Origin of the sequence: Pseudomonas sp. TWI628 (genome assembly GCF_039673865.1) — a bacterium.
In the GTDB taxonomy this organism is placed as follows: Bacteria; Pseudomonadota; Gammaproteobacteria; order Pseudomonadales; family Pseudomonadaceae; genus Aquipseudomonas.
The window spans coordinates 37,112-61,700 of sequence record NZ_JBDJMM010000025.1 but is presented as its reverse complement, the minus strand read 5'-3'; the positions used below and the strand labels follow the sequence as shown (position 1 = coordinate 61,700).

Here is a 24,589-nt window from a genome sequence, read left to right as displayed (position 1 = left end):
CAGCGGCCAGCTGGCCATTTTGCAAATTCCTCTTTGCAGAAAGACTGTATGCATGTACAGTTCCACTCAAGCACGAGACTCGCTAAAGGAGGTCAATTTATGTCTATGTACTACGATACGCCCTATGTGTTCAGACCAAGCGCTACTCTGGACAACGGTCCGCAACTTCGGTCCATCATTCAGGCAGGTTACCGCTGGATTCAAATCGATCGAGATGTATGCCCAATCGGCTCCACCGTTTACCTGAACAAGTCCGATTTGACCCCTGTTCATGGATTGGTTATTGAGCCGTCACCTAACTACGAAAAAGTTCGTATTGATTCGAGCGGCATTGGTCGAAACCCAGAGGTCCCTACCGACCCTAGCTATGCTGCGTTCGACTACCAAGGCAAAGTTAGACCAGCCAGCTTCCTGACCAGAGAAGCTTATCTCAATCAGACAGAGATATTCGTTGATGATCCGACCCAGTATGTAGCTGGCGACTGGATTGTAATATCTGATGCTTCAACAGATTTCGCCACCCAGCCCCTGCCACTTGATGGACCAATGGAAGTTCGTCAAGTTCTATTTGTGCTGGGTGGTTCCTTACTGATCAACAACGCACTGAAGACTGGTCACCCGAACGGCGCCATTGTTGCCAAATGCGTTCCCATTCGAAACGTCTTCATTCGAGGCCTCGAATTTACGGGTAACTCCGCCGTTGGTGTACACATTCACTATGCCCAACACTGCACTGTCCAGGATATTACATCCTATGAGTGGACTGGGCGCTCGCTGGTTCTAATTGATAATGGCGGGATGAACAACACTGTCATTGACTGTTACTGCACAGGTACGGAGCCCGGCGGCGGACCAACCCAGAACGCTTGGGGGGTGGTAATGGAAGGTCAAGACTCCTCCCGGATGGTTAATTGCGGCGGCGAACTATGCGGTAACGGTAGTGCCATGAACTATTGCATTGACAGCATTTCGGTTGACGCACGAGCGCGAAGAAACAATGTGAACGTTGGAGTTTACACTCAGTCGTTACGTAGCGGATTCCTTCGCCCAAGGACGGAACTCCCACTCATTCTCGACACCTATGAAAGTCCTGAAAACGTAGACTGCTTCATTTTTAGCAAACAGGAACTTTCTTAATATAAGGCCAGCCCAAATACTGATGAAATTGTCCAAGCCATAATTTTCTAAAAGCCCGCCCCTGAGCGGGCTTTCACTTTTAATCGCTGATCTTGCGCATACATCATCTACCTAGCCCGCTTTTTAGGCGGCCCATCAGTAGCCGCCACACAGATTAAAATCGTAAATATCTGCACAAGCCAACAAAACAATCACGGTTCAAGCCCCCGTTCAAACGCACAGCACTGAAGATGACCGATACTCGAAAGTAAAAAGGCGCCTTTGCAAGACAAAGACACCTTTGAGTGAGCGTTTATCTTTCGAGTCGACGCTGCTGGTAAATCCAATCGACAATATCACCTTCCGGGGTGTATCCGATCACCGTTTCCCGCAGCAATTTCCGAACCCGTACAAAGTCGTCTTCCTCCACTGCCAGTATCAGCTGTTTCAAGGCTTCCTTGAGCGCATCCCACGGCAGGAAGTCCTCGGCGGCACTCATGATCATTGGGTGCTCTGTGGGTATCACGTTGTCACCGATCAGCAGCTCCTCGTAGAGTTTCTCCCCTGGGCGCAGGCCGGTGAACTCGATGGCGATGTCACCATGTGGGCTGCGCTCCGAACGCACGCTAAAGCCTGACAGGTGAATCATTTTCTCGGCCAGTTCGACGATCCGTACGGGCTCGCCCATGTCCAGCACGAACACATCTCCCCCCTGCCCCATCGACCCGGCCTGGATAACGAGCTGCGCCGCCTCGGGAATAGTCATGAAATAGCGGGTGATCTTCGGGTGCGTGACCGTGACCGGACCACCTTCCTTGATCTGCCGATGGAACAACGGGATGACCGAGCCCGACGAACCCAGCACGTTGCCAAAGCGGACCATGGTGAAACGTGTCTTGTTGACCTGGGCAACGTTGCTCTTGTCGCCATACAGCACGGGAGCCAGTTCCTTGCTCAGGGCCTGCAATACCATCTCCGACAACCGCTTGGTACTGCCCATGACGTTGGTCGGGCGCACGGCCTTGTCGGTGGAAATCAGCACGAAGTTGGGCACGCCCGCCTGCACCGCTGCCTGGGCAGTGTTCAAGGTGCCGAAGACATTGTTATGGATGCCTTCGGCGATGTTGTGCTCAACCATCGGCACATGCTTGTAGGCAGCCGCGTGATAAACGGTATCGACATGCCAGGTACGCATGACGTCAAGCAGCTGGTGCGGGTTGCGTACCGACCCGAGGATCGGTAGCACCTTGGTCGACAACGACTCGCGCGCCACGCGCTGATCCAGCTCGGACAAAATGCTGTAAAGGTTGAACTCGCTGTGCTCAAGCAACAGCAGTACGCGCGGCTTGAGTGTGAGAATTTGCCGGCACAGTTCCGAACCGATCGAGCCTCCCGCACCGGTTACCAGCACCACCTGGCCCTGCACACAACGTGACAACAGATCCTTCTGCGCCGGTACTGCGTCTCGGCCAAGCAGGTCGGCAATGTCGACTTCCTGGATATCGTCGACCTTGACCCGCCCGCTGGCAAGGTCCATGAACCCAGGAACACTGCGCACATGGAGCGGCAAACCTTCAAGCAAGCCAAGAATCTCGCGTCGGCGAGCGCGGCTCACCGAAGGCAACGCCAACAACAGCTCATCAGCCCCGGTCAGGTCGATCATCTGTTGAATCTGGCCAGGGCTGTACACATGCAGGCCGGATATCACCCGGTCGGTGATGCTGGCGTCATCATCGATGAACGCCACCGGACGCATCACTTTGCCCATCCTCAAGGCTGCAACCAACTGGTTGCCCGCCGCCCCTGCACCGTAGATCGCCACTTTAGGCAAACCATTGTCGCGCGTACCAAAAGGCACATTCGGTGGCGTACCGAACCAGTCACCGAGGAAGTACTGACGCATGGCCAGACGCAAGCCCCCGACCATGATCAGGCTAAGCCACCAGTAGTTGAATACGATGGAGCGCGGCACCAGGGGCCGGTGATTGCTGTACCAGAAAATCACCAGGCCAAGTATCAGTGACGAAAGTGTCACTGCCTTGACGATGGCGATCAACGCATCATTGCCCAGATAACGCATCACTGCGCGGTACATGCCAAAGCGAATGAACAGAGGTATGGCTGTCAATGGCGCACTCAAGAACAACCACGGATGCTCCGTGATCGGATTGTCCATTTCACTGACCCCGAGCCGAACGGCGAATGCCAGCCAAAGGGCAATCCATACCAGCATCACATCGGTAGCCACCTGGAGCAGCCGCTTCTGGCTGCGGTTCAGGTTCAGCAACCCTGAGCGAATCTTGTCCATATATCCCTCAATAGCATTCCACACCTTGTGGCTCAACGAGCCACCGCTCGCCCCATCACCGAGGCCAGGACTTCGCAGGTCAGTTCAACCTCACGGTCGGTCAGGGTCGGGTGGACAAGGAACATGAGACTGGTCTCGCCCAGTTCATGGGCGACCGGCAGCGGCTGCTCCGGGCGCCATCCAGTTCCGTCGAAGGCTTTTTCAAGATAAACCTCCGAGCAGGACCCGGAATAACAAGGCACGCCGGCGTCGTTGATTTCCCGGGCAATACGATCGCGGTTCCAGCCTTCAGCCAGCGCTTGCGGCTCAACGAAAACGTAACATTTGTAGGCTGCGTGACGAATGTCGTCAGGCACCTGTGGCACGCGCAAGCCAGGCAGCCGAGCAGCCGTTGCGCCTATGCGCTCAGCATATTCACTGCGCTGTGCCTGCCACTGTGGCATCCGCTGCAGTTGCAGCCGGCCGATCACTGCCTGGACCTCCAGCATCCGCCAGTTGGTACCGAAGCTCTCGTGCAGCCATCTGAAGCCTGGCGGGTGCTGGCGTTCGTAAATGGCCTCCCAGCTCTTGCCATGATCCTTGTAAGACCACATGGCAGACCACAACGCCTTGTCATTGGTGGTTACCATGCCACCTTCGCCACCAGTGGTCATGATTTTGTCCTGGCAGAACGACCAGGCGCCTACGTGACCAATGGAGCCGACCGAGCGCCCCTTGTACAACGCGCCGTGGGCCTGGGCGCAATCCTCGATGACCTTGAGCCCCTTTTCCGTGGCCAGCGCCATGATAGGGTCCATGTCACATGGCCAACCGGCCAGATGCACGCAGATGACCGCGCGAGTACGCTCAGTCAGTACAGCATGAATCGTCTCGGCGGTGATGTTCTGCGAATCGTGATCGACATCGGCAAACACCGGCACGGCACCGGCATTGACGATCGACGAGACCGAGGCCAGGAAGGTACGGGAAGTGACGATCACTTCGTCACCAGCGCCGATACCCAGAGCCTTGAGCGCAAGGTCCAGTGCGACCGTGCCATTGGCGACGGCAACGGCATGCTCACACTGCGCCCACTTGGCGAATTCCCGTTCGAACTCCCGACACTCCTGCCCGGTCCAGTAGTTGACCTTGTTGGAGAGAATCACGTCACGAACAGCATTGGCCTCTTCTTCGGTGAAGGATGGCCACGGAGAAAAAGCGGTATTCAACATAGCAATAAGTCCATTATTCGGTCAGCACCGGCACGCTCAGCCCGAGCTGGCCAGCGAACGTGCGGGAACGCCCACGGCAGTGATGCCGTCGGCTACAGGTTTGACGACTACGGCACCGGCACCTATCACCACGCGTGATCCGACCTGGATCATCTGACGGATGCAGGCACCAATGCCAACCCAAGTGAGATCGCCTATGGTCACACCACCAGCCAGGCGAGCACCGGGGCTCAAGTGAACGAAATCGCCCAGCAGATTATCATGATCGACGCTACAGCCTGTATTCAGGATGGCGCCATCGCCTATACGCGAATCGATGTTGACCACGACACCGCCCATTACCACGCTACCGATCCCTATCGCACTGCGCGGGCTGATTACAGCCTGCGGGTGGATCAACGAAACAATCGGCGCATCGACCGCAGCGAGCTGGCGCTGCTTGTCGTGGCGAACCTGATTGTTGCCGATGCCGACAATGACCCCCTCGACACTCGACAGCTGCGCGAGTAGCGCAGCGCTGTCACCGACAATGGGCCAATGGCCGTTAACCTGCCGCGCCGGCCAGGCATCGTCGTAGAACACGACTTCAGGCCAACCACACAGCTCGGCGATGTCGGCCAGTACCTTGCCATGCCCGCTGGCCCCCAGGATCGCCAGACGCTTCATGGCCGGTTCCCGGTGAACTTGCTCATGGTCACTTCGCCATCACCACTGATGCCGTCCTTCTTCACGACTTTCTTCACCGTGAGGAAAAGAATCTTGAGGTCAAGCCAGAAGTTTCGGTTATCTACATACCAGACGTCGAGCTTGAACTTGTCCTCCCAGCCAAGGGCATTTCTGCCATTGATCTGCGCCCACCCTGTCACCCCTGGGCGCACTTCATGGCGGCGGTACTGTTCAGGCGAATACAGTGGCAGGTATTCCATCAACAGCGGCCGGGGGCCGACCAGGCTCATCTCGCCCTTGAGCACATTCCACAGCTCTGGCAATTCGTCGAGGCTTGACGACCTCAGGAAGCCACCGAACGGCGTCATGCGCTGGGCATCAGGCAAAACATTCCCCTGCGCATCGACGGCATCGCGCATGGTACGGAACTTGACCATCTCGAACGGTTTGCCATCAAGCCCGGGGCGTTGCTGGCGGAACAGCACGGGCGCCCCCAGGTTCTTGCGTACCTTCCACGCCACCAAGGCGATGACAGGCGAAAGCAACAGCAAGGCAACGGCAGCGGCTGTGAGGTCGAAAAGACGTTTCAACATTACTTGACTCCTTCCAGCCACTGGACAAACTGCCCGGCCAGCAGTTTGCGATCGAAGCTGCGCGCCGCCAGCTGTCGGCCTCGTTCGCCCTTGGCCTTGAGTGCCGCGCGATCTGATGCTGCCTGCTCCAGGGCATCGGCGAACGCATCCGGATCTTCGGGCGCCACTGCAAATCCACAGTCCTCGCTGACGATCATCTCAGCGAGCCAACCTGGATAATTGTTGAGCACCGGCAGGCCCGAGGCAATGTAGTCGAAGAATTTGTTTGGCGAAGTCCCGAAGTAGAACGCCTTCACGTTGGCCAGTACCTGTAGCCCCAGATCGGCGCTGGCCATCAACCCGGCCAGCCGCTCCTTGTTCACCGGGTCATGGAAGACCACGTTGTCCAGGCCTTCGGCCTTGGCTCGGCTCACCAGCGCCGGCTTGAGCTTGCCCTGGCCAATCAGTACCAGGCGGATATCGTCACGGCCGCGGGCTTTCAACCGTGCAGCAGCATCCAGCACCGCATCGAGCTTGTTGGCCATGCCATGGGTACCGGCAAAAACCGCCATGAGATGGCTGTCGTCAACACCTTGCGGACGCCATGGCTGGGCCGGGGCATCGAAGATTTCAAGGTCACAGCCGTTGGGTATCATCGCCACTTTGGCAGGGTCGACCCCCCGCGAAACGATGCCTTCGACAATGCCGGGCGACAAGCCGACCAGGCGATGTGCCGAGCGATAGCTGGCCCACTCAAGTAACGACATGCCCCAGAGCACCAGGGGATTGCGGATCACACCCATGGCCTTTGGCAATTCAGGCCACAGGTCGCGCACTTCGAAGACAAAGGGCTTGTTGCGCAGCCAGCGTGCGAAGATACCTGGAATACCCGCCGTCAGTGGCGTAGTGGTCGCGAAGACCAGGTCATATTTGGCAGTCAGCGCCACCCCGATGCTGCGCAGGGCAAATTTGAGGAAACTGACAGCACGCTTGAGGAAACCATCACTGTTGGCGTAAGCGAGGTCGAACTCGATGACATCGATGCCTTCAACCTGGCCTTGACGCTTACCGGACAGGAAAGGCCCACTGAGCCCGGTATTACCGCCACCATAGCTGCCGCAGACCATGGTCACCTGATGACCCTGGGCAACCAGGCGTCGGGCCATCTCGTAGGAGCGAATTCCCGTGGCGCCCTTGGGGGTCGAGAAATGCTGATGAAAATAGAGAATTCTCATGGTTACCAGTGATACTCCGTAATCAAGACTCCAGCTGTTGCCACTTCGACTTCAAGCACTGGTACACGTGTTTTCTCAAGGTAGTAACGGGACTCCCACCCTTCCACCAGTTCACAGCGCACGATAGGCACGTCACTGGTCACCGATAGCCGCTGCGAACCGTTACTTACAGCGTTTTCCTGCAGCACCCAGTCGCCCGGTTCCAGCCTCCAGCGCAAGACGGCCCTGGAAGCGAAACCAGCCACCCGATCACGCACCTGCAAGCCGTCATCTCCCAGACTGACATGGCGTGAATGCTCGGCGCCCTTGCCATCCCGGTAGGCGGCAGTGCAGGTCGTAAAGCCATCCCCGCGGGCCAGCGGGTCAAGGCGACAGGTCTGCAGCCAGTCACCGAACAGGAACCGGCTGAGCTTGGGCATCTGGTCACGGTCATCGAACTGCACCGTGTTATGACTTCCAGTGCCTGGGAAGTAACGTAGCCACTTGGCCTCGACGTTGTAGCTGAAACTGCCAGCATCGCGCAGCAGGTTTCGCCCGTTGCGCCAAAGGTCCAAGTGCAGGGCGTCAGCCTGGCCAGGCCGGAAGCGAAAACGCGGATAACGCAACACTGCTGTACTGCCGCCTTGGCGCAGCACGGCATAGCCGCCCTGGTCGAATTGCTGGCTACCTGGTCGCTCGGCTTGCGCCAACGGTGCCTGCAGGCCTAGCCATTGCAGCGGGAGGTCCCAAGGCCCGGCCTCGGCATAGGCACGCTGACCGCAGAACAGCGCCATTGCCAATTGCACCGAAGGGCGGAAGTCGCGGTAGTCAGTGTCGGTCAAAGGCAGCAAGCGTGCGCCATCATTCGCCCCGATGTTGGGAGCGTCACCGCTAGCCTCGTCGACAAAGGTGAACAGCCAGTTCGCCGCAGCCCGCGCCTTTGCTTGAAAATCAGCGCTGAAAGCCGGAAGTTCGAGCTTGCGTCGCCAAACCTCGACCATTGAAAAGGTATCGAGCATCACCCGGTGGTAATTGACCGAATACTGGCTGAAACTGCCATCGCGCTCGATCAGGCGCGCAGCCCGATTCTCCAGCCAGCGGCGCCCGGCCAGGTACCAACGCTCACCGGCGGGGTGATTGTTCTTCATCAACCAACTACCACCGACGTACAACGCCGCTGCCTCTGAGGTTCCGTGGTTGTTGTCCTGGGCCATGGCGTAGCTGATGGTGGGCTTGATCCGCTTCAGATGCACTTCGATCATGGCCGCCAGGCCCGGCTGAATCTGCTCGTGCTGATCAAGCATGACAGCGCTCATGGCCAAGTGCAGGACACGAATGGACGCCTCCTGCCCGCACTTCCAGTTCGGCCCATGATAAGGCGGATTGTGCTCGCACCAATGCGCAAGCCATTGGTTCAACTGTGCAATGGCTGCATTGTCACCGTTGCAAGCGCGCTGGGTAAAAGCCAGTACCCAGTCGAGTCGCGAAGCTTCCCAGATGCTTTTGATGTCGCCGACAGCGGGATCGAAATCAGCGATACGCCACCACTCACGTTCCGGGGAAGGTACCCGAACCCCGGTCAGGGGGTTCAGGTGCCAGTCTGGCGGAGCCTCGCCCACGGTGACGGGCCACAGGCCATAGTAGCGGACCTCGCGCGCCCACTGGCCACTGCCCGGCAGGTTTTCTACCTGGCGCAAGGGCTGAGCGAAGAATGGCCCCGAGGGCACTTCGGCGGTAAGCCGGCGCACAGGGTTGAGCCCGGTCTTCACGCCCAGACGGTAACCCAGCGCCCGGCAAAGGTTGCCGGGGCCAAGCGCCAGCGCGGTTCTGGCTTTTACGATGAACAGACTCATTGCGCGCGAAGCATCCGCGCTACTTCGACACTCACCCGCGCCACTTCGAAGATTTCATCGCTCGGGATTGGCGTTGCCTTGCCCTGCCCTACCGCCGCGAGGAACGCTGCGGCACATTCGGATTGGCCCTTGTTCTGCTTCCACAGATTGAGCTTGCTGAACCCTGGCCAGCCAAAGCCCTTGAGTTTTCGGAAGTTGTCCAGTTGCAGCACGCGTCCGGCAGCGAACACCTCTACGCGCTCCTTGGGGAAGCTCGCAGCGCCGTTTGCCAGATAATGGATGGTGCCAAACGAGCCATCCTCGAAACCTAGCGTGATCGATGCCTTGTCTTCGGTGACGGCCACTGCGGGCGAGTCGCCCATGCGGCGTGCCTGGATCGAAACGATCGGGCTGCCCACCAGGAAGCGCATCAGATCGATGAAATGGCAGGCTTCGCCTATGATCCGCCCGCCGCCCACAGCTTCGTCCTGAGTCCAGTGATCCGCAGGAATGGCACCCGCGTTCATGGTCATTATCAGCGACTTGGGCTCTTTTACCGCAGTCAGAAGCGCCTTCATTTTTTGCACCTGAGGCGAGAAGCGGCGATTGAAGCCCACCATCAGGTGCGGCTTGAGCCCCTTCTGCACAGCCAGGTCGTACGCGGCCTGCACATCAGCCAAGCCCTGCTCATCGATTGCCAGAGGCTTCTCGACGAACACGTGCTTGCCGGCTTCCAGCACTTGGGACACGAAGCGTGCATGGCTGTCGTGCCGGGTGACGATAGCCACGGTGTTGATGGTCTGGTCGGCCAACACCGCGCCGACATCCGTGGAGGCATGGGCGAAACCGGCCTTGCTGCCGTGAATGACGCCATTGAGGCCACCGGCGGTGACAATGGTATGGAATTGTGCACCGGCGGCCTTGAACGCCGGAATCAGCATCCGCGATGCATAGTTGCCAGCACCGATGAATCCGACCACTGGTTTGACCGGGTCGAAAGCGATGTTCGACTGAGGCACCAGGGTGACATCTTTTACGTGCCGTTCCTGGGGAGCCGAGTGATACTCGAGTACGATACCCAGGGCCGAGTTATCGCTGGTCAGCGTCTGGTATGCATCCGCCGCATCTTCAAAGGCAAAGCGGTGGGAAATCAGTTGCCCGACATCCAGTTGGCCACTGGCAAGCATGTCCAGAACGGCCTCGAAATTGCGCTGTTCGGTCCAACGTACGAAGCCGATGGGGAAGTCGTTACCCTGCTCCTCGTAAGTAGGGTCGTAGCGGCCCGGACCGTAGGAGCACGAAACCTGGAAAGTCAGCTCCTTCTCGTAGAAGTCAGCTCGATTCAACTCCAGCCCAGTAACCCCTACCAAGACGATGCGGCCGCGCTTGCGGCACATGTTCGCCGCTTGGGTAACCGGGTCCGACGATTTCGTGGAGGCCGTGATGATGACGCCATCAACCCCTCGTGCCCGGCTGAAAGCCATGCCTGCAGCTACCGGATCTTCGCCCTTGCCTGGGTTGCAGGTCTCGGCGCCGTAGCTGCGCGCCAGCGCCAGCTTCTGTTCATCGAAATCGATGGCCAGCACGCGGCAACCTTGCGCCCGCAGCAGTTGCACGGTGACCAGGCCGATCAAGCCAACGCCGGTGACGACGAACGCCTCCCCCAAGGTCGGCTGTGCCAGCCGGATCCCTTGCAGGCCGATGCTGGCAAGGACTGTGAACGATGCAGCCTCATCGCTGACGGAATCCGGAATCAGCGCGCAAAGGTTCTTCGGCACCACCACGACATCAGCGTGCGGCCCATTGGAAACGACCCGGTCACCTGCCTTGAAGCCTGAAACACCCGCTCCGGTCGCCGCAACGACACCGACGTTGCAGTAGCCCAGTGGCAGCGGCTGGGCGAGCTTGGACTGCACCGCTTCGATAGTCGTGGCCAGGCCATCGGTCTGCACTTTTTGCAGCACCATGCGCACCTTGTCGGGTTGCTGGCGCGCTTTTTCTATCCAGTTGGCCTTGCCGAAACCTACCAGCATCCGCTCGGTACCGGCTGAAATCAGCGTGCGGCTGGTATTGATCTGCAACGCACCACTGCGCGCACCAGGCGCCGGGGCCTGAACCAGTGATGTCTCGCCGCTCGCCATGTTCTGAACAACTTGCTTCATGAAATGCCACCAATAAAGTTGAAATAACAGCACCTGAGGCCATGGCCGTCGGCAGGGCGCACGAACGTGCTCAACCTACCTGGGCCTGGCGCGACTACCTTAGCCGTCAAGCGCGAAATTGCCGTCCAGGTACTGCTTGCACCACAGCTCCATGCAGACGATGCCGAACAAGGTGTAGGCCGCGTCGATGCGCCCGGCACGGTCGGCGGCGATCAGCCGGGCAACCGCTTCTGGGTCGAAAATGCCACGTTTGCGCAGCGATGCAGGCGATAAGACTTCGTCGACCAGCGGTTTCAGGCGCCCTTGCAGCCAGTTGCGCAGTGGCACGCCAAACCCGGTTTTTGGGCGGTAGATAATGTCGTGTGGCAGGTAGGGTTCCATGGCCTTCTTGAAGATCCACTTGCCTTCTCGCCCTTTCTGCTTGACCTCGGACGGCAGCTTGCCAGCCAGGCGCACCAGATCCATGTCCAGCAGGGGCACCCGTACCTCAACACCAGTGGCCATGCCCATCTTGTCGGTGTAATTGAGGTTGTGGTCAGTCAGGAAATGCTTGCATTCAAGCGTCAGCATCTTGTCCAGCGGTGTTGCGCCTGCCGGCACGCGTGACAGGGTCTCGCGCAATGGTGCGAACAGTTCGTCCGCAGCTAACTGGCGACGCAGTTCCGGCGCCAGCAGGCCGTGAGCTTGTTCCGGCTCGAGCCAGAAAAAATAGCTGATCAGGCGGTCGTCTGCGGGCAGGTCGGCGTAGCGGAACGCCTTGCCCAGCCGGCGAGACAGCGGCGATGACGCCGGAAGAAGGTTGGCGCTGCTGGCCAGAACACTGCGCAAAGGTGTGGGCAAGCCACCCCACCAGCGCTCCTGGGACAACGCGAAGTGACGGCGGTAGCCAGTGAAAATGTCATCGCCACCAGCGCCCGATAGCAATACCTTGATACCATTCTGACTCGCCAGCTCGGATATGAACAATGCATTGAGGGCCGCCGGGTCCGGAGTAGGTTCATCCAGCAGGTAGACCATTTCCGGCAGGCGGTCCATCATCTCGTCGCCTACGCCAACCACATGCAGATCGACGCCCAAGTGCTTGGCTACTCGCTCGGCATAGGGCAAGTCGTCGGCGAAGCCTTCATTGGCGGTGGAACCATTGTCCACACGGATGCTGAAACACTGCAGCCGCTCCTTATCGCGCATTTCCTCGGCGGCGAAAGCAACGATCGCACTCGAATCAAGCCCCCCCGACAGGAACGAGCCCAGTGGAACGTCGGACACCAGCTGACGTTTGACAGCAGTGCGTACCGCATCGGCTACCGCATCTGCAGTCTGTTCGACCGTCTCAGTCAATGGCTGCTCACTGATCGGCAACTGGTAGTAGAACGATTTTTCCTCTACGCGGCCGTTGCGCACGCGCAGTACCTGACCCGGCAGCACCTTGCTGATGTCGCGCACGATGGTGCGCTCGCCCGGCGACCACAGGTAGCCCAAATGCGCCAAAACAGCATGTGGATCGATCTCGGGAGTGCTGAAACCGCCTCTGATCAAGCCTTTCATTTCGCTGGAAAATGCGAAACAGCCTCCATCATTGTACACATAGAGCGGCTTGACCCCGAGCTGGTCGCGCGCCACCCAGAGCGTCTGGGTATCACGTTCCCAGAACACCACGGCGAAAATACCGTTGAGGCGGTTGAGGCAGTCGATGCCCTCTCGGCAGAACAGTGCCAGCAGCACTTCCGAGTCGGACTGGCTGGTGAAGGTTTCGCCTTGAGCCTCGAGTTCGGCACGCAGTTCGCGGAAATTGTAGATTTCGCCATTGAAAACCATCACCACCCGGCCATCGCGGGACAGCATGGGCTGGTGCCCGGCCGATGTGGTGTCGAGGATGGACAGGCGAACCTGCCCCAACCATACGCCTACGTCGGTATCGGACCATATTCCCTGGTCATCCGGCCCGCGACGTCGAATGAATGAAAGCGCCGACGAAAAATCGATCGACGTCTTCGTTCCATTATGTAAATAACCCAAAATTCCGCACATGCCTGTATCTCTAGTTCGGGTGATTGACAGGCGCCGTGCGCCTGGAGCTCAAAAGCAGGAAGGGCAACCAGATGGAGGCCACCAATAGCAGCACGGAGGAAAGTTCCCCGCGGAACAGATGCAGCATGGAGGCGATTGCCAACGCATAGGCGCCCAACGCCCGGTCGTTATGCGGGTTGTTTATGACCGCCCCATACAGGCGTCCCCAGACGAAACCGAGTACCAGACCACCCAGCAGAACCCCGACAATACCGAAGTTCATGTAAAATTCGCCAAATACTCCCGGCGGCAACGTCGTGCCTTCCAGCAACCACTTGTCGGGCCAGAACGCCCCTGTGAACACACCCGCCGCAGTCAACGGTTTATCTGGAAACAGCGTCGACGGAATCAGGATCAGCACGATCATGAGCAAGGTCGATCCATTCTGCCAAGGCAGGCCATCAGGCATGGCGTCCACCAGCACGGTCATGGTCTGCAGCTGCATCAGGTTGCCGGTGAACTGGGTGATCAGGAAGTTGAAGAACGACAGCAACACACCTTGGTCGTCCTTGAGGAAAAAGAACTTGCCAGTGGCCAGGTATTCTTGCTTGAACACGTGGTATGCCATCAAGGAGACAAACATTACCACACCCAGAATCGCACCCTTGATCAGGTTGATTCGCTTGACCCGGTAATGCCGAATGACCATCAACGACAACACAGCAATGAATATCGTCGATTTCTGTCCTTGCAACGCACAGACAAACAATGCGCCGAGAAAATAGACCCAGAACATCAGTCGCTCGCCGTGGGCTCTTTTCTGTTCGCCAGTAAGGCGGATGTACCATGCCAACGAAACCGACAACAGAAGGTTCTGCAGCAGGAACAGGCCGTTGAGCCCGGCAAACGCCCTGATCCTGTCACTGGCGCCTTGGAGCAGCCCCGAAAGACCACCCAGCACGACCAGGATCATCCCGAACGCCAGCAGCCCCGCGAGCGTCAGGAGCAGCGAACGTTGCATGAGAAAGCGCGGCCTTACGATAAGCCTTGAACGGCTGGGGAAGTTGAGCTGAGACCTGCGTCCCAGGCTGGCACCCGCAAGCACGAACAGCAAGGCTGCGCCATAGATCAGCAGTGCCTCATTGACCGCACTATCCTTGTCGACGAAGCTGAAGTCCCAGAACAAGCTGAAACCGTCAATCGACATCAGGAACGGGTACAGCGGTACCAGCACACCCACACACCAGATGACGAAGAAAAAAAAGCTGGCCGAAAAACAATCAAAGCCTGTTTTCTTCCTTGCCGGTGTCACCTGCCATTGTTCCGAGCCATTACCTGCCTGCATCGTCGCCGTCTCCCTGGAGGTTGGCCACACGAATCTTCACCGCTGACAGCAGCAACGTCAGGGACAGCACCGTTCCCGCCACGTAAGCGACGACGCCAGCCCACCCACCGAATTCAGGGATGCCGAAGTAAAGGACCAGTAATACGAGTATCCCCTCGACGATATTGACCTTCAGACTTAGACCAAAGACCCTAAGCGCGACCAGCATGGTACCGCACGCCAGCACGACTGCCTTCAACGGCAGGCTTAGCGCCAGAACGACAACATACTTGGCTGCCATTTCATATTGACCACCAATCAGCAACAACCAGCCACCCGCTGCGATCACCAGGGCCGCAGCCATTGCCGATGAGACAAGCAACATCGACTTGATGAACGAATTGAATTTGGCAGACAGCGCTACCGGGTCATCCAGCAGTTCGACCAGATCGGGTATCGCGCGCTGGGCAATGATCGCCAGAGGCAGAAGGCCCAGAACCAGGCTGAGGTTCGCAAGACCAAAGAAACCAATCTCTTCGGTTCTGACATGGAGCGCCGTCAACATCAATATTGGCAGGCTGTCCACCAACAATCGCACGAACAGGCTGGCATTGATGGTCACCCCGGAGCCTGCCGTGGCAAGCAACTCGCTGCGGTTGACTTTGAACACCTGCAAGGCGGGCCCGACATGGCCCCGCAGGCGCCACCAGACAGCCGCCAAGCATACTGCCTCGGTGATATAGCGCGCAGCCATCCAGCCCTGTATTCCGTATTGCCGGGTCAATGCAACGGTCAGTATCACACCCGCGCCGGTCGCGAACATCAGCGCGAAGTAGATCTCGTTGATTACTTTCGCCCCTTGCGCATAACCCGTCGTGACACGTAGCAGGTTGGTTATCAGCACCAGCCCGCATGTCACGAACACATAGGAGCTGATGGCCGTCGTGAGCACGAACTCGTGCGCCAGAAAGATACCCAGTATGACCACTGCGGACGTGATACCGACCAGCATGAACACCCCGCGCAGCACCGCTTGCTGCGCGGACGGTTCAGCACAGGCGGCAGTATCGCGGATGGCGATGCTTTGCATACCGAGGCTACCGGCCAGCACGACCAATGCCACAATGGTTTCCAACGATCGGACAACACCGACTACAGCAGGCTCGACAAACGGTGCGATGAGAAACTGACTGATGATCACACCACCCTGGATGCAGGCGGTGACAACGAACAGCTGCAACAACCTCGAGCTCTCGAAAATTCTGATGAGGCGAGCTAACACACGGTTCCACCTTGTCTAATTGTTTTTTCGCTCAACACCGTTCTCGGGTCAGGCCAGAGAATCGAGAATGCGCTTGAGTGCCTGGCGGCGCGCGTTGATCGAGTAGTTCCCGGAAATCCAGCGGTGTCGGTCCATGGCGTCTTCGTGGCTCGACGGCGTGCTCAACACCTGCTTCATTGCAGCGGCGATATCCGCCGGGCTGTCGGGCTCGACCCAGTTGGCGAATGCACCCGCTACTTCCGGCACTGCCCCGCGTGGTGAGGTGATCACCCGTGCGCCGCATGCCAAGGCCTCACCTATGGCATGTCCAAACCCCTCATAAAGAGTCGGTTGCACATAAGCCAGGCAATTGCGGTAGTGATTGAGCTTTTCCTCATCGGAAATCATCCCGACGAACTGGACCTTTTCAGCCACACCCAAGCGTTGAGCAAGCTCCTGCAGTTGAGGCAGGTAGTCCCCATGTTTCCCCGCAATGACAAAACGAATCGTTGGGTTATCCTTGGCGAAGCGGGCGAACGCCTCAATGCTCGGGATCAATCCTTTACGAATCGCATTGGTGCGGCTGGTCCAGGTTACCGTGAAGAAGTAGTCAGATGGCTCCTGCGCCTGCACCACCGGCGAGTAGTAATCGGTGTCCACGGCCAAGGTGGCGTAAACAGGGTTACGAACCCCAAGGTTGCCGGTGACCTCGTCATACTCGGACCGGGAAATGAACAGGTTCCGGTCAGCCATCCGCAACGACGCCCGCAGCACCAGCTTCTGCCAAAGCGGCCGGTCCAGGTAGCACATACCTGGAATTTCCTTGCGGCATGTCGAATAGTCGAACGCACCTGTCACTACTACCGGCTTGCGCCGCAACTTGCCGGCCAGCAATGGGAAAGGCGAATGCCCCCACCACCAGCAGTAGTAGAGGTCTGCCTTCCAGTCGAGTGTCGAGGGAGACCCGGAAAGCACCACTTCGTGCCCCAGTTCTTTGAGAATCCGGATATCGACGCGATAGAACTCGACTTTGTCGAACATCTCACGCCAGTTGGCGTGAGCAGACATATTGGCAAAGAAACAAATGCGCACAGTTATACCAATCCGTTGAAAGTCACTTAGCTGGAGCCTGAAGGTTCCGTTCGTACATGGACAGCAGCGTTTCTCGCAAGTCGGGCACTGCGATGTCCCCTACGAGGTCGTACAGCCTGGCAGGGCTGCCATAAAGCTCCTTGACCTCGTCAGCCCGAACGAACGCAGGATCCACCTGCACTTGCGGGCGATAACCGGCAATATCGGCCATCACATCAATGACCTGGAGCAGGGACACACTACGGCCCGAACAGACATTCACAAACTGCCCTTCAGACTCGCACTCCAACAACCGTGCATAGGCTTCAGCGACGTAACGCACATCGGAAAGGTCGCGCGATACGTCCAGGTTGCCGAGCCTCAACTCATCCTGCCGGCGAGCAAATGCCGCGACGATCTTGGCGAAGACAAATGATTCCGATTGCCCAGGGCCTGTGTAGTTGAACGGCCTGGTCACCAGTATCGGGAAGCGTGCGAACCACTTGCGTACCAGCGCTTCCATGGTCAACTTGCTCAGCGCGTAGTGGTTCATCGGCCGAGGTTCGCTACTCTCGACGATTGGCGAAGCCAAGGCATTGCCATAGATGTTGGCGCTGCTGGCAATGATCACCTTCTGCACCGCAACGCCGCTGTCCTGCAGCGCCGTGAGCAAGCTTTCAGTACCGAGTACGTTCACTCGATAGTAGGAAAGTGCATCGCTACCCGTGACATGCGCCAAGGCTGCAAGATGGATCACATGGGTCGGCTCGACTTCACGGATCCATTCGGTCAGGCGCGCGGTATCGTTGAGATCCGCCTCTAGGTGCGCCACCTCGCAGTCCAGGCGACGACCGCCGAGCCCGGCGATACACCAGCCGTCGCTGGCAAGCCGGTGCGCAAGATGCGCACCAGTGAAACCCGAAAGGCCAGTGATCAGGACAGTCTTGTCAGAACGACGTGCCATGCTTGGCCCTCTTCAGATCGGCCTCGACCATCAACTGGCACAGTTGTTCAAGGGTGGTATCAGGCTGCCAGCCAAGACGTTCCTTGGCCAGAGAGGCATCACCGATCAGCAGCTCGACCTCTGCCGGGCGGTAGAACTGCGGGTTGACCTTGACGCGGGTCACTCCCGTACGTCGATCTACACCAAACTCCTTCTCGCCGGTTTCGCGCCACTCAATGTCGACGCCCACCGCCTTGAAGCTCATGCTGACAAAGTCTCGGACAGTTTCGGTGCGGTTGGTCGCCAGCACGAACGTATCCGGCTTATCGACCTGCAGCATCCGGTGCATACCGTCGACATACTCACGGGCATAACCCCAGTCACGCTTGGCATCCATGTTGCCGAGCTCGATCACCTGCTGGTTACCGACCTCGATGTTGGCCACCGCGTCGGTGATCTTGCGCGTGACGAACTCTTTGCCGCGCAGCGGAGACTCGTGGTTGAACAAGATGCCGCTGGTAGCAAAGATATTGTAGGACTCTCGGTAGTTGATCGTCGTCCAGTGCGCGAAGAGCTTGGCAACGCCATAGGGGCTGCGCGGATAGAACGGCGTGGATTCGGATTGAGGCACAGCCTGTACCAAGCCGAACATCTCAGACGTGGATGCCTGATAGAAGCGAATGCCCGGATTCACAAGGCGAATGGCTTCCAACAGGTTCAGCGCCCCCACACCAGTAATCTGTGCCGTGGTGATCGGTTGATCGAAGGAAACACCGACGAAGCTCTGCGCGGCAAGATTGTAGACCTCGTCCGGCTGAGCCTTCTGCAACAGCCGGATGGTACCCGCCAGGTCCGTCAGGTCGAACTCGACCAGGTGCAGGTTCTCGTGACCCAGCACGCCCAGCTCCTGCAAGCGCCAGAAGTTCACCGAACTGGTCCGGCGATAAGTGCCGTAGACCTTGTAACCCTTGCCGAGCAGCAACTCGACGAGATAAGCCCCGTCCTGCCCCGTGATACCCGTAATCAGCGCACTCTTTTGCATTTGCCACTCCACAATTCAAGCCTTAAACACGGCCATAGGTGTCATCGAACCTGACAATATCGTCTTCGCCCAGATAGCTCCCCGACTGTACCTCGATGATTTCAAGAGGGATGGTGCCAGGATTTGCCAGCCGATGGACATGGCCTACCGGTATGTAGGTACTTTGGTTCTCGTTCAACTGAAAAACCTGGTCTTCGCACGTCACCTCAGCTGTGCCGGATACGACGATCCAGTGCTCGGCCCGGTGATAATGCTTCTGCAAGCTAAGGGTTGCCTTAGGCTTGACCAGGATCCGCTTCACCTGAAAACGCGAGCCGCTATCAATGCTGTCATACCATCCCCAAGGCCTATGGACGCGCCGGTGAAGCCTCGACTCGCTGCGCGTATCACGACCCAGCGCTTCCACGATAGCCTTGACCCCTTGGCATTTCGCCTTGTCGGCAACCAATACGGCGTCAGGTGTCTCGACAATGACCATGTTATCCAGGCCCACGGCCGTCACCAGGCGATGGGAGGCGTACACCAGCGTGTCATTGCTGGAGTCGAGGATAACGTCACCGTGGGTGCTGTTATGATTGGCATCCTTGTCACCGGACCGCCAAACTGCATCCCATGCCCCAAGGTCGGACCAGCCAGCATCCATCGCCAGCATTTTCAGCTCCAACCCTTCCAGAGGCGAACGGGTGCAATGCTCGATTACTGCATAATCGATGGACTCCGCCGGAATGGCCTCAAAGGACTGTACCTGCGGCCGTACGAAACCATTGTCGGCAGTTCGTTCGGCCCAGGCCTTCTCGGTAGCCTCGAGGATGTCGCTACGATATTGCCCCAGAGCACGCAGCCAAACCGAAGCGCGCAGGATGAAGATGCCGCTGTTCCAGTAATAGCTGCCAGCCGCCAAGTATCGCTCGGCAGTGGCCAGGTCCGGTTTTTCAACGAATGAATCAACGCTTTTGACTTCGGCGGCATCCGTTGAATGAATGTAGCCATACCCGGTTTCCGGGCGGTCTGGCTGAATACCGAGGGTGACAATCGCACCTTGGCTGGCCGCTTCCACCGCCTTTTCCACCACTTTGGTGAAAGTCCCTACATCATGGATGGTCTGGTCCGCAGGAATGACCACCAGCACCGGATCAGACCCAGGCTCGACCGAATCCCGAGCATGCAGTGCTGCCAGTGTCAATGCCGGCGCGGTATTACGGCCTGCCGGCTCGAGAATCAGGGCGCCCTGCTCGACCTTGATCTCACGCAGTTGATCCAGGCACAGAAAACGATGCTCGTCATTGGCGACAATACATGGCGCCAACAGCTTGCAACCTGGCGGCTCGATCTTCATCAAACGATCGATAGCCTGCTGAAACAGGGTTTCCCGGCCGAAGATAGCCAGGAACTGCTTCGGATAGAGCGTCCTACTGAGTGGCCAGAGACGCGTCCCCGAACCCCCGGACATGATTACCGGGAGAATATTCATACGCGCCAGATTCCGCGGGTATCGACTATTTGCCGGCCCTGCAGCGCTTGCACCGGGACTTCCTTGAACGGCTTGTGATCTACCAGCAGCAACAGGATATCAGCCCGCTCGATTGCCTGACTCACGGAGCAAAGCTCGGCAGCCTCCAACGCGCTAGGAAGTGCCTTGATGTTCGGCTCGACCACAATCACTTTGCCAGCGTGGCGCTTGCTGACTTCCTTGGCAATCTCCAGCGCCGGGCTCTCGCGCAAGTCGTCGATATCTGGCTTGAAAGCCAGGCCAAAGCACGCGACGACGACATCCTTGGCGGTTTTACCGGGATTCTTGCTCAGATGCTCACCGATGGCAGCATGGAGCTTGTCGATAACCCAGGCTGGTTTGGAGTCGTTAACTTCGCGGGCGGTGCGGATGATTCGCGCCTGTTCAGGGGCGGAGTCAACAATGAACCACGGATCGACAGCGATGCAATGCCCGCCTACGCCAGGGCCAGGCTGGAGGATGTTTACACGGGGATGACGATTGGCCAGCTGAATCAGCTCCCAGACATCGACCTTGAGCTCCTCGCAGATGATCGACAGTTCGTTGGCAAATGCGATATTGACATCCCGGAAGCTGTTTTCGGTCAGCTTGCACATTTCGGCTGTACGGGCGGTGGTCAGTACACACTCGCCTTCCACGAACGTCTTGTACAGCGCGCGTGCCGCCAGCGAGCAGCGCTCGGTCATGCCACCAATGACCCGGTCATTCTGTACCAGCTCTCGCAGAACATGGCCAGGAAGCACTCGCTCCGGACAATGCGCAACGCGAATGTCAGACCCTTCACCGGCCTGCTGCGGGAAGCTGAGATCAGGACGGGCCTCGGCCAACCAGGCGGCCATCTGTTCAGTCGCACCCACTGGAGAAGTGGACTCAAGGATGACCAGATCGCCGGCCTTGAGCACGGGCGCAATCGCTTCGCTTGCCGACTTGATATAACTGAGGTCCGGCTTGAAGCCTTCCTTGAAAGGTGTCGGCACTGCAATGAGAAACGCATCTGCAGGCTCCGGGATGGTACTGGCTCGCAAGTACCCCTCTGTCACTGCAGCATGCACGACCATATCCAGATCGGGCTCGACGATATGGATTTGACCTCGATTGATGGTATCAACGCAGTGCTGGTTGACATCGATGCCAATGACTTCAATCTTGCGGGAGGCAAATACAGCGGCGGTAGGAAGGCCGATATAACCCAACCCAACGACGGACACCTTGGAAATACTCATAGCACTACCTTGTTTTGAAATTGGCAAGAACTTCAATAATACGGGCACACGCCTGCCCGTCTCCATACGGGTTGTGAGCAATGCTCATGCACTGGTAGGCGTCCTGATTCCCAAGCAATTCCTCAACATTGTCGATGATGGCCTGCAAGTCCGTGCCTACCAGACGTACAGTCCCGGCCTTGACCGCCTCAGGGCGTTCCGTCGTGTCACGCATGACCAGCACTGGCTTGCCCAGGGAGGGCGCTTCTTCTTGCACCCCCCCCGAATCGGTGAGAATCAGATAGGAGCGATTCATGAGATAGACAAAGGGCAGATAGTCCAGCGGCTCGATCAAATGAATGTTCTTGACGTTTTTAAGCAAGCGATTGACCGGTTCACGCACATTGGGATTCAAATGCACGGGATAGACAATCTCCACATCTGAACAGTCATTGGCAATTTGCACCAACGCTTGGCAGATCCTCTCGAATCCATCACCGAAGCTTTCACGGCGATGCCCAGTGACAAGCACCAGTCGCCGGGAGGGGTCGAGGTAGGAGAACTGCTCCGCCAGGGTGTTCGCCAAATCGGGTCGTTGCAACTTGCGCACGACTTCGAGCAAGGCATCAATGACCGTATTGCCGGTGACGTGAATCTGCGCCTCTGGCACCCCCTCAGCCAGGAGGTTGGCCTGCGACTGGCTGGTCGGGGCAAAGTGCAAATGGGCCAATGCCCCAGTCAGCTTGCGGTTTGCTTCTTCAGGCCATGGCGAGTAAAGATTACCCGTCCGCAGCCCTGCCTCCACATGGCCAACGGGAATCTGCTGATAGTAGGCTGCCAGCGACGCAGCAAAAGTTGTTGCCGTATCGCCGTGAACAAGCACGATATCCGGCTTGAATTCAGCCAGCACGACCTTCAACTTTTGCAGGATCGCCACGGTCACGTCGGTAAGATCCTGACCCGGCCGCATGATTTCGAGATCGTAATCGGGAGTAAGCTCGAACAGGTCAAGCACTTGATCCAGCATCTGCCGGTGCTGGCCGGTCACGCAGATTTTCGCCTCGAAGCGGTCATCAGCCTGCAACCCCAAAGCCAACGAAGCCATTTTGATGGCTTCGGGTCGAGTACCAAATACGCTTAATACTTTGAGCGCCATGCAACTACCATTTTTAAATAGAATGAATTTCGACAATTGGCGTGAGCGTTAGCAACACCGGATCAAAAAGCCATGAAAATCGGGATTCACCACAGACCTCGCCAATCCACACCGAACCCACCGACTCTAAAAACTTCTGCCCTGCGAACTAAACAACTTAGCTTGCATGAAGCTCAAGCGGCACCCCACTAGCCGAAGCATTTACCGTAGCATCAAGTTGGCAATTCCTATTATGAGACCGCCTCTACCCCTACCGCCGGCTACACGACCTGGAAACACCACCTTATTCGAATTCGACAGCCGCCTCAAACCCACCTGATCGGCGCTACGCATTCTAATGCCCTTGCTTGGCGCGCCCATCCCGGCCCTCAGGCAAGCTAATATTTGCCAGCCAGGAACGAGCGGCGCCACAATCATAGGCCGTTCAGCTGTGACACACCATAAGAGTTTTCAGCTGATATCAGCCCTAAACGCCATCAAAACAATATCACTCTCTTGCTACCTTGATCTGCGTCTCTGGTAACAGAACATTTACCTGGCGCGAGAGGTCCTCTGGCAAAACAGGCGCCACCCCACCTCCAACCTCAAGAACCCGCGAACGCCGCAGATGCTTCTTGAAAGCAGTACGCAGGAGCGCGACGATGACCCCTAGCAGCAGGCCGGCAACCAATGCGGCCATCACTATCAATGCTTTGCGCGGCTTCACTGGCTTGGTGGCCGGTACCGCCCGCTGGTCGATACTGACCAACTGCAAGCCTTGCAATTGGGTATCAATGGATCGCAAGCGCTCACGCTCAACCCGCAGTGCTTCAACACCCTCCAGGAAAGCCTGATCATTGGCCCGAGCCTTGATTGCTTCCACACTGCGGTTATTGGAAAGCAGCACAAGCTCTTTACGAATCTGGCCAATTCTTGGCTCTACAAAATCATCAGAGGTACGCTTGCGCAAGGCTGTACGCTCTGCCTCGAGCACCTCAGTCCCCATGAAGTAAAGCGGTACGGGCCTGCCGTTTACCTCAGTGCGAATGATGTTGCCATTGCCCGAGACTTCATCTGCCATCTGCGATGGCGTCGATGGCTTTTTCAATCCCAGGCTACGGGCAATTGCGATCGCCTCATCAAGCTCTGCCATGCGTGCCTCACGCTGCAACTTCAATTGCACCCGCAATGCCTTGAGCTCATCACTCAACTGCGCCCGCTTGATGGCGTCATCTTCTTCAAGGCGTGCAATACGCCCCTCGTTCCCTGCACGATATTCGGTGAGTGCCGAGTTCAGTTTCGTATCCACTTCAGCCAAGCGGTTTGCCAGGATAATTTGCATATCCTTTGATATCTGGGCACGCTCCCGCTCCATCGCATAATCAACGAAGTCATTAAGCACAGCCGCTCCGTCGACATCTTTCCCATAGCGCATCTTCAAACCAATGAAGTCGCTTAACAGATTGGTCTTCTTGGGGTCAGACTGAACGACACTAAGTGCAGTATTGTTGAAATCCTGAAAAGCCTGCTCGAAACTCTGCCCTTCACCCCGGAAGGCCTCAACAAGTTCGGGCCTGGAACGAAAATACTCCAGCCGCGCGCTGTAGGAATCCAACCTTGCGCCCACTCTTTTCAGCGCTTCTGCCGGAGGGAGGGAATAGATTTTAGTGCGATTCAAAGCATCCAGCTGATTGACCTCAACAGGTCGCAAGGTAGTGGAGGCTTCATATTCAGGGGGGATCAGGTAGGCAATCACGACACCAAAAATCGCAAAAATGGCGCCCACGACAGCGATGAACGCGCGCCTGCGCCAGATAGCCCGAAAAAGATCGAAGAGGTCTACTTCGGAGGTTGCGGCCATGTAGTGGCCGCGAGGATCAATGTTCACTATGTTTGCCTGCCTGCTAGCGGGGAGTCACCCAAGACAGGCAGGGTCGGCAAGCGCTTCGTGCACCTTCTTCCAGCTATCCATGTCATCGGCGTAGGGGGTGCATTGTTACACCTTCCGAACTC

18 protein-coding genes are annotated in these 24,589 nt (G+C 57.7%); 1 reads left to right on the top strand and 17 read right to left on the bottom strand.

Annotation, left to right across the window (positions count from 1 at the left end):
- Positions 1-99 precede the first annotated feature (99 nt).
- A complete protein-coding gene (locus tag ABE528_RS19615) occupies positions 100-1,137 on the top strand; it encodes a hypothetical protein (RefSeq protein WP_346653835.1) in 1,038 nt (345 codons plus the stop codon).
- Between the two features lie 292 nt (positions 1,138-1,429).
- Here the strand turns inward: ABE528_RS19615 and ABE528_RS19610 are convergent, their stop codons facing one another.
- From ABE528_RS19610 to ABE528_RS19530, 17 genes are all read right to left on the bottom strand, one after another.
- Positions 1,430-3,424: a nucleoside-diphosphate sugar epimerase/dehydratase gene (locus ABE528_RS19610; RefSeq protein ID WP_346653834.1), complete on the bottom strand. Its 1,995-nt coding sequence runs from the start codon at positions 3,422-3,424 to the stop codon at positions 1,430-1,432.
- A 32-nt stretch (positions 3,425-3,456) separates the two neighbouring features.
- The gene (locus ABE528_RS19605) at positions 3,457-4,635 is read right to left on the bottom strand and encodes a DegT/DnrJ/EryC1/StrS aminotransferase family protein (protein ID WP_346653833.1); all 1,179 of its coding nucleotides are present in this window, start codon (positions 4,633-4,635) and stop codon (positions 3,457-3,459) included.
- Between the two features lie 36 nt (positions 4,636-4,671).
- Positions 4,672-5,301 carry an acetyltransferase gene (locus tag ABE528_RS19600; protein ID WP_346653832.1) on the bottom strand — a complete coding sequence of 210 codons (630 nt, stop codon included), beginning with the start codon at positions 5,299-5,301 and terminating at the stop codon, positions 4,672-4,674.
- Positions 5,298-5,894: a sugar transferase gene (locus tag ABE528_RS19595; protein ID WP_346653831.1), complete on the bottom strand. Its 597-nt coding sequence runs from the start codon at positions 5,892-5,894 to the stop codon at positions 5,298-5,300. Before ABE528_RS19595 ends, ABE528_RS19600 begins: the two co-directional genes overlap by 4 nt.
- Positions 5,894-7,108, bottom strand: a complete 1,215-nt coding sequence (locus ABE528_RS19590) for a glycosyltransferase family 4 protein (RefSeq protein WP_346653830.1) — start codon at positions 7,106-7,108, stop codon at positions 5,894-5,896. The genes ABE528_RS19595 and ABE528_RS19590 overlap by 1 nt, the downstream gene beginning before the upstream one ends.
- A 2-nt stretch (positions 7,109-7,110) precedes the next feature.
- On the bottom strand, positions 7,111-8,940 hold the full coding sequence (locus tag ABE528_RS19585; RefSeq protein WP_346653829.1) for a heparinase II/III-family protein: 1,830 nt from the start codon (positions 8,938-8,940) through the stop codon (positions 7,111-7,113).
- Positions 8,937-11,081 carry a bi-domain-containing oxidoreductase gene (locus ABE528_RS19580; RefSeq protein ID WP_346653861.1) on the bottom strand — a complete coding sequence of 715 codons (2,145 nt, stop codon included), beginning with the start codon at positions 11,079-11,081 and terminating at the stop codon, positions 8,937-8,939. The genes ABE528_RS19585 and ABE528_RS19580 overlap by 4 nt, the downstream gene beginning before the upstream one ends.
- Before the next feature lie 99 nt (positions 11,082-11,180).
- Positions 11,181-13,109 (bottom strand): asparagine synthase (glutamine-hydrolyzing), encoded by a 1,929-nt coding sequence (asnB, locus tag ABE528_RS19575; protein ID WP_346653828.1) that lies wholly within the window; start codon positions 13,107-13,109, stop codon positions 11,181-11,183.
- Between the two features lie 10 nt (positions 13,110-13,119).
- Positions 13,120-14,433 (bottom strand): oligosaccharide repeat unit polymerase, encoded by a 1,314-nt coding sequence (locus ABE528_RS19570; RefSeq protein ID WP_346653827.1) that lies wholly within the window; start codon positions 14,431-14,433, stop codon positions 13,120-13,122.
- Positions 14,420-15,655: a hypothetical protein gene (locus ABE528_RS19565; protein ID WP_346653826.1), complete on the bottom strand. Its 1,236-nt coding sequence runs from the start codon at positions 15,653-15,655 to the stop codon at positions 14,420-14,422. The genes ABE528_RS19570 and ABE528_RS19565 overlap by 14 nt, the downstream gene beginning before the upstream one ends.
- 87 nt (positions 15,656-15,742) lie before the next feature.
- Positions 15,743-16,714 (bottom strand): glycosyltransferase, encoded by a 972-nt coding sequence (locus ABE528_RS19560; protein ID WP_346653825.1) that lies wholly within the window; start codon positions 16,712-16,714, stop codon positions 15,743-15,745.
- A gap of 73 nt (positions 16,715-16,787) precedes the next feature.
- Positions 16,788-17,708 carry a GDP-mannose 4,6-dehydratase gene (locus ABE528_RS19555; protein WP_346653824.1) on the bottom strand — a complete coding sequence of 307 codons (921 nt, stop codon included), beginning with the start codon at positions 17,706-17,708 and terminating at the stop codon, positions 16,788-16,790.
- A complete protein-coding gene (gmd, locus tag ABE528_RS19550) occupies positions 17,692-18,729 on the bottom strand; it encodes a GDP-mannose 4,6-dehydratase (protein WP_346653823.1) in 1,038 nt (345 codons plus the stop codon). Before gmd ends, ABE528_RS19555 begins: the two co-directional genes overlap by 17 nt.
- Before the next feature lie 22 nt (positions 18,730-18,751).
- Entirely contained in the window at positions 18,752-20,200 is a 1,449-nt protein-coding gene (locus tag ABE528_RS19545; RefSeq protein WP_346653822.1) for a mannose-1-phosphate guanylyltransferase/mannose-6-phosphate isomerase, read from the bottom strand.
- Positions 20,197-21,462, bottom strand: coding sequence for a UDP-N-acetyl-D-mannosamine dehydrogenase (gene wecC, locus ABE528_RS19540; RefSeq protein ID WP_346653821.1), 1,266 nt, complete (start codon positions 21,460-21,462; stop codon positions 20,197-20,199). Before wecC ends, ABE528_RS19545 begins: the two co-directional genes overlap by 4 nt.
- 4 nt (positions 21,463-21,466) lie before the next feature.
- On the bottom strand, positions 21,467-22,597 hold the full coding sequence (wecB, locus tag ABE528_RS19535) for a UDP-N-acetylglucosamine 2-epimerase (non-hydrolyzing) (RefSeq protein ID WP_346653820.1): 1,131 nt from the start codon (positions 22,595-22,597) through the stop codon (positions 21,467-21,469).
- Positions 22,598-23,084: 487 nt separating this feature from the next.
- Positions 23,085-24,464: a Wzz/FepE/Etk N-terminal domain-containing protein gene (locus ABE528_RS19530; protein ID WP_346653819.1), complete on the bottom strand. Its 1,380-nt coding sequence runs from the start codon at positions 24,462-24,464 to the stop codon at positions 23,085-23,087.
- Between the last annotated feature and the right edge of the window lie 125 nt (positions 24,465-24,589).